The organism is Butyricimonas sp. BSD2780061689_150309_C8, assembly GCF_015560935.1.
GTDB lineage: Bacteria > Bacteroidota > Bacteroidia > Bacteroidales > Marinifilaceae > Butyricimonas > Butyricimonas paravirosa.
Genome location: NZ_JADMSV010000028.1, coordinates 30622 through 42033 on the forward strand (window position 1 = coordinate 30622; position 11412 = coordinate 42033).

The 11412-nt window shown below is 39.2% G+C and carries 10 protein-coding genes; 7 read left to right on the forward strand and 3 right to left on the reverse strand.

What is annotated here, in order from left to right; genetic code table 11:
• Window positions 1-89: 89 nt before the first annotated feature.
• The 3 genes from def to I2I33_RS17220 are packed head-to-tail and all read right to left on the reverse strand — an operon-like array spanning window position 90 to window position 1322.
• Window positions 90-644: a peptide deformylase gene (def, locus tag I2I33_RS17210; protein ID WP_087421585.1), complete on the reverse strand. Its 555-nt coding sequence runs from the start codon at window positions 642-644 to the stop codon at window positions 90-92.
• A 2-nt stretch (window positions 645-646) separates the two neighbouring features.
• Window positions 647-1072, reverse strand: coding sequence for a Holliday junction resolvase RuvX (gene ruvX / locus I2I33_RS17215; RefSeq protein WP_087421586.1), 426 nt, complete (start codon window positions 1070-1072; stop codon window positions 647-649).
• A 4-nt stretch (window positions 1073-1076) separates the two neighbouring features.
• Window positions 1077-1322, reverse strand: coding sequence for an FtsB family cell division protein (locus I2I33_RS17220; RefSeq protein WP_239428311.1), 246 nt, complete (start codon window positions 1320-1322; stop codon window positions 1077-1079).
• Window positions 1323-1638: 316 nt separating this feature from the next.
• On the opposite strand from I2I33_RS17220, the gene I2I33_RS17225 reads away from it, so the two are divergent.
• The 7 genes from I2I33_RS17225 to I2I33_RS17255 all read left to right on the forward strand — a co-directional run bounded on the left by I2I33_RS17225 (window position 1639) and on the right by I2I33_RS17255 (window position 11405).
• Complete coding sequence (locus tag I2I33_RS17225; RefSeq protein WP_087421588.1) at window positions 1639-2607, forward strand: carbamate kinase; 969 nt, start codon at window positions 1639-1641, stop codon at window positions 2605-2607.
• A gap of 136 nt (window positions 2608-2743) precedes the next feature.
• Window positions 2744-3745 (forward strand): ornithine carbamoyltransferase, encoded by a 1002-nt coding sequence (locus tag I2I33_RS17230; protein WP_087421589.1) that lies wholly within the window; start codon window positions 2744-2746, stop codon window positions 3743-3745.
• 199 nt (window positions 3746-3944) lie between these two features.
• Window positions 3945-4490 carry an RNA polymerase sigma factor gene (locus I2I33_RS17235; RefSeq protein WP_087421590.1) on the forward strand — a complete coding sequence of 182 codons (546 nt, stop codon included), beginning with the start codon at window positions 3945-3947 and terminating at the stop codon, window positions 4488-4490.
• A 63-nt stretch (window positions 4491-4553) separates the two neighbouring features.
• Window positions 4554-5735 carry a FecR family protein gene (locus I2I33_RS17240; RefSeq protein WP_158572061.1) on the forward strand — a complete coding sequence of 394 codons (1182 nt, stop codon included), beginning with the start codon at window positions 4554-4556 and terminating at the stop codon, window positions 5733-5735.
• A gap of 89 nt (window positions 5736-5824) precedes the next feature.
• Entirely contained in the window at window positions 5825-9247 is a 3423-nt protein-coding gene (locus I2I33_RS17245) for a SusC/RagA family TonB-linked outer membrane protein (protein WP_087421592.1), read from the forward strand.
• Window positions 9248-9260: 13 nt separating this feature from the next.
• A complete protein-coding gene (locus I2I33_RS17250) occupies window positions 9261-10733 on the forward strand; it encodes a RagB/SusD family nutrient uptake outer membrane protein (protein ID WP_087421593.1) in 1473 nt (490 codons plus the stop codon).
• Window positions 10734-10751: 18 nt separating this feature from the next.
• Entirely contained in the window at window positions 10752-11405 is a 654-nt protein-coding gene (locus I2I33_RS17255; RefSeq protein WP_162613818.1) for a DUF4843 domain-containing protein, read from the forward strand.
• Window positions 11406-11412 lie beyond the last annotated feature (7 nt).

Sequence of the window (11412 nt, forward strand, 5' to 3'; positions counted from 1 at the left end):
TTAGATTTTAAATTGAATGATTACCTGGCTCAAACAAGATAAGGTCCGAAGAATTCATGGATGTTATGAACCTTACGGACCTTATAAACTTACTTGGGTAATACTACCCTGTAGCTTTGTTTGAATTTTCCGGCACTGATGTTATTCAGTTTTCCCTTGAGTAAACGTTTTTTCAGTGCAGACAGGTGATCCGTGAAGACAATCCCGTCTAGATGATCGTACTCATGCTGGATAATGCGGGCGCGAGTTCCCGTGAATTCTTCCACGTGTTCCACCCAGTTTTCATCCCGATAGGCAATTTTTATCCGGTCTTTTCGCATAACATCTTCGTGAATTCCGGGGATACTTAAACAGCCTTCGTTGAAAGGTACATCATCTCCCGAACGCTCTAAGATATGTGCGTTGATAAAAGCTTTTTTAAAATCCTTGCAATCCGGATCCAGTTCCTCGAACGGGGAGCCGTCGATTACGAAAATACGAATGTTTTTTCCGATTTGCGGGGCAGCTAGTCCGACTCCATCTGATTCGTACATTGTTTGCCACATATCGTCGAGTAATTTACTCAATCCCGCATATTCCGGGGTGATGTCTTCGGAAACTTTCCGAAGAACCGGATGTCCATAAATGTAAATAGGTAAAAGCATTTTTAAATATTCAGATTTCTTTGTGATTCCATATACGATTGCAATATAATCGTTGCACTAATAGCATCGATTATCGCTTTGTCCTGACGTTGTTTCTTTTTTGCCCCTCCTTCGATCATGGCTTTATGGGCCAGTACGGAAGTGAAACGTTCGTCATACATAACAATGGGTATATCCGGTAGCTTGCGACCGAGAGCAGTAAGAAAGGGTTTGATATAGGTCATGCTTTCCGAATCCGTGTTGTCCATTTGCTTGGGATGTCCCACAACAATCAAGTCTACTTTCTCTTTCAAGCAATAGTCCTGCAAAAATTGCAATACCTCATGTGATCTGACCGTGGTTAGACTGTTGGCAATAATTTGGCATGGATCGGTAACGGCTATGCCCACTCTCTTTTTCCCGTAATCAATAGCAATAATTCTTCCCAATCGATTATTCCTTTACAATGATGAAAATATCCTCGTTTTCTTTCTTCATTAAATACTGCTCTCTAGCAAACTTCTCCAGGTTATCCCGGTTTCCCAACAACTCTTCTTTCTTACGTTTGTCCTCTTCTATTTTCTCCCGGTAATACTTTTGTTCGTTCTCCAATTGGTTGATTTTTGAACGCAACTGTAACCGGTCGATAAAACTGTATTTATCGAACAGAGCGATCCAGATAACAAATAGCAACCCCACAAAAGTGTATTTGTTTGCAAATCGCTGGAACAAATTTCTCGATGATGGTTTGTTTTCGTTTTGCATATCGCAAAGGTACAAAAAAAGAGACGGTTAAGAGAAATAAATGATAAATTTTTTCCGGATGGTCAAAAGTCCGGTTTTTACGCTGCATATTTATAAAAATGGGGAGAATATTTATACAGTAATTTGATTTACAGTATTTTGTGTTTTGATAAAAAAGGATTTTACCTATTTTTTGTATAACTAATTTCGCTAGCTTTGTGGACGCAGAATTTTTCGAATAGAAAAGAAAATAATAAATAAAATACGAGTAATGGAAAAAAAATTAGCAGTTATCGCGTTGGGAGGTAATGCTCTTTTGAGAGGAAATCAAAAAGGTACTATTGAAGAGCAAAATGCCAATACCATCGACACTTTGGAGAATTTGGTATATTTAATAAAAGAAGGATATAATCTGATTATTTCTCATGGAAACGGTCCTCAGGTTGGAAACGTTTTGATGGATAACGCTGCCGGTGTGGAGAAATATGACAATGCCGCTATGCCATTGGATGTTTGTGTGGCTTTCACGCAAGGACAAATCGGGTACATGATTGAACGTAACTTACGTAATATCTTGAAAGAACACGGGTTGCAACGTAACGTGATCTCTATGGTGTCACAGGTGATTGTTGACAAGAACGATCCGGCTTTACAGAATCCGACCAAACGGGTAGGAAAAATTTACATGAAGGATGAGGCTGATAAATTAGCTCAAGAGAAAGGTTGGGTGTTCAAAGAAGAGATCAAGGTAGAAGGTGGTTGGCGTCGTGTGGTTCCTTCGCCGGATCCGAAAGATTTTATGAATGCTGATTTGGTAGAGCGTTTGGCTCGTGAAGGAAACATCGTGATCACGACCGGTGGGGGTGGTATTCCGGTATATATTGATGAGAAAGGTGATATTCAGCCGATCGAAGGGGTAATTGACAAGGATTTGGCTTCAGCTATGGTTGGAACTCGTGTAAAAGCGGATGAATTCTATATTTTGACGGATGTACCTTATATTTATAAGGATTACAAGAAACCGACCCAGCAAGTACTGGAATTCTTGGACTATGCCGACACGATGAAATATTTGGAAGATGGAACCTTTGCCGAAGGTAGTATGGCTCCTAAAATCCGTGCTTGTCTGCGTTTTGTTAAGGATGGCGGTCAGAAATCAGTGATCACCGAGGCTACCAAGTTGGAAGATCGGAGATACGGTTCAAAGATCACCATGGAATACGAAGACGACAGAAGATAATTGAATATGGAGAATTGAAAACTGAAAATGTTTTTTTATTCTCGATTGGATATTGTAATTTTGACCTGATTTTAATACAAGGTATGGAGTCCTTGAATTTGGAATCTAAAATCATAAATCTAAAATAAATAAAGTTATGGCTTTTAATTTGAGAAACAGAAACTTTTTAAAGTTATTGGACTTTAGTCCGAAGGAGATAAAATACATGTTGGACCTGGCTGCTGATCTGAAGAAAGCAAAATATGCAGGAACCGAGCAACCTCGTTTGAAAGGTAAGAACATCGCTTTGATTTTCGAGAAAACTTCTACTCGTACCCGTTGTGCTTTCGAGGTAGCTGCTCACGATCAAGGAGCCCAGGTAACTTATCTTGGTCCTTCAGGATCTCAAATTGGGGTAAAAGAATCTATGGCAGATACGGCTCGTGTATTGGGACGTATGTACGATGGTATTGAATACCGCGGTTTCGGTCAGGCTATTGTTGAGGAATTAGCTCGTTACGCTGGTGTTCCGGTATGGAACGGTTTGACTAACGAATTCCACCCGACTCAGATTTTGGCAGACTTCTTAACCATGATGGAGCATACCGACAAACCGTTGAACAAAGTAACTTTCGCTTATCTTGGCGATGCACGTTTCAACATGGGTAACTCGTTGATGGTAGGTGGTGCTAAAATGGGTATGGATGTTCGCATCGTTGCTCCGAAAGAATTGCAACCGGATGCAGAATTGGTTGCTACTTGTAAGGCTATTGCAGAAGAGACCGGTGCTACTGTTACCATCACGGATAATGTAGAAGAAGGTGTGAAAGGTTGCGATTTCTTGTACACTGACGTATGGGTATCTATGGGTGAGCCTGCAGAAGTATGGGCAGAGCGTATCAAATTGTTGACCCCGTACCAAGTGAATAAGAGAGCTATGGAATTGACTGGAAACAAGAACTGCAAATTCATGCACTGCTTGCCGGCATACCATAACTTGGAAACTCAGGTAGGACGTGACGTTTACAAACAATTCGGAATGAACGGATTGGAAGTAACCGAGGAAGTGTTTGAATCAGAGAACTCTATCGTGTTCGACGAGGCAGAAAACCGTATGCACACGATTAAGGCTGTGATGGTTGCTACTTTGGGTGACTAATTACGTATAGGTCTTTTTACTAAGAATATATTCCGAACGGTCCTGTTATTGTTTGACAGGGCCGTTTCTTTTGTTTTCTAATGATGTTAGTGGTTGAGAAATAAACGTATACAATTAAAAATTACTTGTTTGGCGGAAAAAATAGAATAATTTTATACTTTTATCCCCGATAGATGGAATATAGATAAAGTATAAATAGATGTCTTCGGATTTGACTATAAAGGAAAAATTGTTTGTTGATGTTTTCAATAAAAATTACAAAGCGCTATGTTTGTATGGGGCGAAACTTTGTGGTGATTTTTCCGAGGCAGAGGATATCGTGCAAGAGGTATTTGTTAAGTTTTGGAATGTATTTAAAGAAGATTCAGAAGGAATTTCCGTGCGTTCCTATTTGTACCGAATGGTACGTAATGCCTGTATTGATCTGGCCCGGGCAAAAAAATACGATACTGTTGATGTAAACTCTTTAGCAGACCAATTGGAAGATTTTTTTCAAGCAGAATCGGAGGAAGATTCCAAAATAGATAAATTATTGGAGGCAATAGAGAATCTTCCGGATAAATGCCGATATGTGTTTACCGCAATCTGCGTGAATAACAGAAAATATAAGGATGTTGCAGACGAGATGCATATTTCTTTGAATACGGTGAAAACACAACTATCTAGAAGTATTCGTATCTTGCGTGAAAATCTAAACAAGGATGATTTCAAATTATTTCTTGCTTTTTTTGCTGTTTCCGAGTAAATTCTTTCACCCATTTCCATTTTTTTTCGTCTTCTCTATAGTAATAGCAAGATGATTTCTGTTATGATGATAAAGGAAGACATAGAAGATATTATATGGCGAGACTACCAGGGCATCTGTTCAGAAGAGGAAAAACTTTCTTTACAAGAATGGATAGAAGCCTCTGAAAAAAATAGGCTTGTCTTTGAACAGATTCGCTCGATTATAGAATCAGGAGAACTTGTAAAAGGATATGATGTATTGAACGAGCAAAATGCTTTGGAAAAGGTGATGAGGCGGATAAAACCTCGTTCCATTCATCGGTATGTGTGGTTACGTTATGCTGCTGGAATTCTTCTGCCCTTGATACTCGTTGCCATAGCTTATTATTTTATGGCTCCTAATGAGACTATGGAGTCCCCGGTAATAGCCCATCAGATTCAGCCGGGTATGTCGAAAGCCACTCTTTATTTATCAGACGGTCAGGAAATCGATCTTTTACAATTAGGCGATTCCACTTTACGAGATGGATTAGCCGAACAGGAAATTTTATTGCGAGGAACGAGCAATACTTTGAATTATTATGACCCTTCTCGAGGCATAAGGCAAGTTGAAAAGGTCGTTTATAATAAAATCGTGGTTCCTCGGGGAGGGGAATACATGTTGATACTGTCTGATGGGACGAAAGTCTGGTTAAATTCAGAGACAGAAATGGAATACCCGTTATGTTTCGGTTTGGATGTTCGGGAAGTTCGTTTGAAGGGCGAGGCTTATTTTGAAGTGAAGAAAGATGTAAAACGGAAATTTAATGTTGTGATGGATGGGGCAACCATTGAAGTTACTGGAACCTCGTTTAATGCATCCTGTTATCCGGATGAGTATAACTGTTGCGCAATACTTGAAACTGGACGCATCAATCTGTTGGCAAACAATACCGTAAATAAGGTGAATATTGGGGAACGGGCGGTTTATGACAAGAAATCAGGTGAGGTGACAATTAATCCGGTCGATTTGAAATATTACACCTCTTGGAGACATGGGACTTTCCATTTCTACAATACCCCGTTGTCAGAAATTGTGCGAGCTTTGGGGCGCTGGTATGATGTCGAATTTCGTTTTGAGGACGAATCCTTGCAAGATGTTTGTTTCTCGGGGGCAGCTTTACGGAACAGACCGATAGATTTTATGCTCAGATTATTAGAAAATACTCAATCAGTAAAATTTTCAATACAAAAAGATGGTATGATATGGATAAGTAAAAAATGAAAAAGAGGAAGATTGGCCTCTTCCCCTTTTTTCGCTTTAATAACCCTCTCCTGCAAGAGAGAATTTTAAACAAATAGTTACACAAATCTATGAAAAAATTTTTAAAGGATAAACTTTTCCGGACGGGAAAAGTATGGTCCAAATTTTGGAAAATTATGCGATTACAATTATTGATTGTTTTGGTGACTTTGTTCCAGCTTCATGCTGAGACTGGAGTTGCGCAGGAAAAAGTGAGTATTTCCTTTGAAAATGCCTTGATTGAGGACATTATCAAGGAGGTGGAAACCCAATCCGGGTATGTGGTAGTGTATAACAACACTTTATTGAAAAGCATGAATCGGGTAACGGTTCACTTGACAAACGTGAATGCCAAAGAAGCTTTGAATGCCGCACTGAAAGGGAGTGGTTGGGAGTGTAAGTTGGTGGAAGATTTTTTGGTCATTTCGAAAAAAGAGGAAAATGATAATAAAGAGAAGAAGGAAATGCGGAAAATCAAGGGGAAAGTGTTGGATGATAAAGGATTGGAACTTCCGGGAGTAACTGTGATTATCAAAGGAACCTCTCTTGGTGTGGTTTCGGATATTGATGGAAAATTCTCGATAGAAGTTTCTAAGATGGATAGTACTATTTTGGTGTTTTCTTTTGTAGGGATGACTTCACAGGAATACTGTTTATCCAATGATCCTAAAGATGATGAAAAAGAGATTATTATTCGTCTTCAGGAAGATGTGAAAGAGATGCAGGAGGTTGTTGTTACCGGATATGCGAATATTAAAAAAGAAAGTTTTACAGGAAATTCGGTGATCGTTAAGAAGGAAGACTTATTGAAAGTTTCCAAGACCAATGTGATTCAAGCTTTACAAGTATTTGATCCTTCTTTTCGTATTCAAGATAATAATCGCTGGGGATCAGATCCGAATGCCGTTCCGGAAATGTATATAAGAGGTCGTTCTGGAATTGGAGTGAAGGATTTGGATCGGAATGCACTTTCGAAATCTGAATTGGATAATAATCCGAATCTACCGACGTTCATTATGGATGGATATGAGATCAGTGTGCAAAAATTGTACGACTTCGATCCTAACCGGATTGAGAGTATCGTAATCCTAAAAGATGCTGCTGCTACCGCAATGTATGGTTCTCGTGCTGCCAATGGTGTAGTAATTATTACGACCGTGGCCCCGACACCCGGAAAGGTAAACGTGTCTTATAGTATGACTGGAACTTTGAACATGCCGGATCTGTCAGATTATAATTTGATGAATGCAAAGGAGAAGTTTGCAACGGAGATAGCAGCCGGGATATATAAGAGTGAGGATCGAGATGAGCAATACAAATTAGATCAAGAATATAATGGTAAATTGAGTAATATAACCAAAGGGGTGAATACCTACTGGTTATCAAAACCTTTGCGTACAGTGTTCAATCATAAACACAGCGTGTATATTGAAGGTGGTTCTCAAGATATTCGTTTCGGGGTAGATCTTTTGTATAATAATGATGACGGAGTAATGAAGGGTTCTTACCGGGATAGAACGGGAGCCGGATTTTACGTGGATTATCGGGTTGGTTCTTTACAGATAAAGAATTACGTTTCGTACAATATGACTCGTTCTGCAGATTCTCCTTATGGGACATTTTCGGATTATACCCGTAAATTACCATATGATGAGTATAAAGATGAAAACGGGAATTATTTGGATGTAACGAGACAATGGCATGGGGAAGAGGAGGAAGAACGTGCAAATCCTCTTTATGAGGCCGGATTGTCTAGTTTTAATCGGGATAAGACAGAGGAGATCGTGGATAATTTGGGGGTGAATTGGTATATTGCAGATTGGTTGCAATTGAAAGGCACTTTGAGTTTAACAAAAACCATAGAGGAGGGTAAGGACTTTCTGGATCCCCGATCTAAGAAGAATAGTAAGCCTTTGAGTATTGATAATCATTCTTCTGGAGAGTTGACTTTAACTAACGGGAAAGGATTAGCATTTGATATGAACGTACAATTGGCCATGAACCGTTCTTTTGGAAAAAATCATGTGAATGTGAACTTGGCCATGAATGCTCGTACGAATGAGACCTCTTCTACTATTGCCGAGTATCAAGGATTTCCGACAGGTGAGCTAAATTCTCCCAATTATGCTGAAGAGATCGTGACGAAACCCACGGTAACACAGAATAGGACTCGACTTATCGGTTTTGTAGGTAGTCTTAACTACACGTATAATGATATATACTTGATGGATTTCTCTGTTCGTTCGGATGGTTCCTCCGAGTTTGGTTCGGATCGTCGCTTTGCAACGTTTTGGGCCGGAGGTTTAGGGTTGAATATACACCAGTATGATTTCATGAAGGGTATTAACGGGTTAGATATATTAAAAATACGTGGTTCATACGGAATTACGGGAAAAGTAAACTTCCCTCCTTATGCAGCTCAAACTATGTATCAGATTCAGAATGACGAATGGTACCAAACCGGTTTCGGAGCTTCATTGATGGCTTTGGGAAATAAGAATTTAGGTTGGGAAAGGACAAAAACATTAGATTTAGGTTTTGAGTTTCAGATTTATGACGGTTTATTCCATTTGGAAGCCAGTTATTATCGGAAGAAAACCGTGGATCTGATTAATGACGTAACGATCCCAAGTGCTTCCGGTTTCACGACGTATATGGATAATATCGGGGAGATGATGAATAAAGGTTTTGAGCTCCAGTTCAGAAGTACTCTTGTAAACCGAAAAGATTTGATGGTTGCCTTATACGGGAACTTGGCACACAATAAAAATGAAATATTGAAGATTTCCGAGAGTTTGAAGGCATATAATGATCAAGTAAAAGATCATTATATCAATTCGAATCAATACGACGGGTCAACAGCCGAACCTTTCACGCAATATATTGAAGGAGGATCGACAACGTCTATTTTTGCGATGCGTTCAAAAGGTATTGATCCAGCAACAGGAGAGGAGTTATTGATTCGTCGTGATGGTACATACACGTATGATTGGAATGCTTCAGAGCAGGTTGTGGTTGGAAATACTGAACCTAAAGCTCAGGGATCGTTCGGGTTTAATGTCCGGTATAAAGATTTTTCCTTGTATACCAGCTTTTTGTATGAATGTGGTGGACAACACTATAATACGACATTGGTGGAAAAGGTGGAAAATGCGGATATTTATAATGAGAATGTTGATAAACGAGTGTTGACCGGACGTTGGCAAAAACCGGGTGACCGGGCGAAATACAAGGCGCTACAGAGCGGTGTGGATGAAATAAAAACCACGAACCCAACGGAACGTTTCGTTCAGGATTATAATATGTTATCACTGAATTCTATCACGCTGGGATATGATTTTAATCAAAAGTTGATTAAATCTTGGGGATTGAGTATGTTACGTTTAGAGCTTGGAGCAAACGAAATCTTCCGTATCTCTTCCGTGAAGGAGGAACGAGGATTAAATTATCCATATGCGAGAACTGTAAATATTTCTTTAAGAGCTAGTTTCTAAAATAGATAACGTTATGAAAAATAAAATATTAATAGGATTGGTGTTGTTTGCGTTCACGCTAGGATCATGTGATTCGTGGTTGGATGTGGCACCGGATGATCAGGTAAATGAAGAGACTCTCTTTAAAACGGGAGAGGGGTATCGGACGGCATTGAACGGTGTGTACAAGGATTTATCCGTGACTTCTCTATATGGACGGGAAATGACATGGGGGTTTCTAGATGTGTTGGCTCAATGTTATGATTCATGGTCTATTAATAGCGGACATATCTATGATAAGGCTTTGTCATACAAATATCAGGATAAAGAGATTAAATCTTTGATACAAAGTATTTGGTCGAATAGTTACAATGCTGTGGCTAATTGTAATAACTTGATTGATCGGGCTCAGAAGGAAGATCCTTCCAAATTTGCCGAAGGGGAAGAAGAAAGAAATTTGATATGGGGTGAAGCCTTGGCTTTACGTGCCTTTATCCATTTTGATATGTTGAGATTATTTGCTCCTTCTCCCCGGGTGGTGAAAGCAGCTGGGGATGACAAGGGGTACATTCCTTATTACGAGAGATATGGTTCTATTTCTGAACCGAATTTGAGTGTAACGGATATTCTTTCTAAAGTTGAACGGGATTTGCTGAAAGCAAAAGAGTTAGTGGGTGCTTGTGATACGATAGCAGAACATATGATATGGCATAAAACTTCCTACCGGATGGCAGGAGGTGAGGGTTCTGATGACCCGAATATACCGAAAGATTTGTTTTATACTTATCGGGGATATCGGATGAATTATTATGCCGTTACAGCTTTATTAGCTAGAGTGTATTCATATGCGGGTAAACATCAAGAGGCTTATCAGCAGGCAATGGAGGTGATTGATGCCAAATTTGTGGAATCGGGAATCAGTTATCCTTGCTTTAATTTTACGGCAACAACTGATTTTGCGAATAATTACAAACTCTATGATGAATTGATATTTACGTTGTCAAATAAGAGAATGGTGGATGATTACAGTACTTATACGACAGGAGCTAGTAGCAGTAATACACGTCTGTTTGTTTTGGCCGATGATATTTATGAATATGACTCCGACGATCAACGGTATGAAAAATTGTTTTCGACCTCGATTGACGGGGCGATGTCAAAGAAATATATGAAACAGACAGCTGGTTCTTACGGGGATAATATGATCCCGATGATTCGTTTAAGTGAGATGTATTATATCGCAGCTGAGGCTCAATATAAATTAGGAAATGTTAGTGACGGTATTTCTTTATTGGACTGGGTACGTATGAAACGAGGAATTCGCGGAGGGCAATTGGAGGAGTTGATTAGTGATGAAAGTGAGATGGAGTATGAACTTTTAAAAGAAGCTATAAAAGATCTGGTGTGTGAAGGACAGGCATTTTATTACTACAAGCGTTTCAATCAAAAACCGGATAGTAAAGCTGAATTTGTATTTCCGTTGCCTGATAACCAAACTATTCACTAATGTAATAACATGGAACATATGAAACGATATATATTATTGGCATTGACAACCTTGTTACTCTTTTCGTGTGACAAGGATAATATCGAGCGTTTTAGCGGAGAAAGATTACTTTATTTTTCAATGCGGAATCAAGATAGTGTATTCCTTTCTTTTTCACATTATCCGAATGATAATGTTCGTCAAGTAGCTTGTGAGGTACAGTTAGTCGGAGACCCGTTGGATGAACCTATGGGGTATAATCTGGAGATTGTCGATTCTTTAACAACCGCTACGACGGAAGATTATGAGTTGGATTTGAATCCCGTATTTCCGTCACATCAGATAAAGGATACGATCTACATTACTTTAAAGCGGACTGCAAGATTACAGGATGATAACTGTTATTTAGTATTTACGATTAAAGAAAATGAAGTTTTTCAACCGGGATTTGTGGAACAACGTTTGTTTCGTGTCGTATTTGATGATATGCCCAGTCAGCCTCTGTGGTGGGATGACGAGATCGAACGGGTGTATTTAGGAGAGTATTCACCATTAAAGTATAGTGAATTTATACGTTGTACCGGAGTGACCGATCTAACGGATATGGATCCATCTAAAAAACGGGCATTAGCTTTAGAGTTCAAGGATTATATTGCTTTACATAACCTGCCTTTAGAGGTTCCTATTATTTAATCGAATA

Bases quoted from the DNA above. Each gene is read 5' to 3' on its own strand.
- def (WP_087421585.1), bottom strand. From the start codon at position 644: ATGCTTTTACCTATTTACATTTATGGACATCCGGTTCTTCGGAAAGTT.
- I2I33_RS17225 (WP_087421588.1), top strand. From the start codon at position 1,639: ATGGAAAAAAAATTAGCAGTTATCGCGTTGGGAGGTAATGCTCTTTTG.
- I2I33_RS17230 (WP_087421589.1), top strand. From the start codon at position 2,744: ATGGCTTTTAATTTGAGAAACAGAAACTTTTTAAAGTTATTGGACTTT.
- I2I33_RS17235 (WP_087421590.1), top strand. From the start codon at position 3,945: ATGTCTTCGGATTTGACTATAAAGGAAAAATTGTTTGTTGATGTTTTC.
- I2I33_RS17240 (WP_158572061.1), top strand. From the start codon at position 4,554: ATGATGATAAAGGAAGACATAGAAGATATTATATGGCGAGACTACCAG.
- I2I33_RS17245 (WP_087421592.1), top strand. From the start codon at position 5,825: ATGAAAAAATTTTTAAAGGATAAACTTTTCCGGACGGGAAAAGTATGG.
- I2I33_RS17250 (WP_087421593.1), top strand. From the start codon at position 9,261: ATGAAAAATAAAATATTAATAGGATTGGTGTTGTTTGCGTTCACGCTA.
- I2I33_RS17255 (WP_162613818.1), top strand. From the start codon at position 10,752: ATGAAACGATATATATTATTGGCATTGACAACCTTGTTACTCTTTTCG.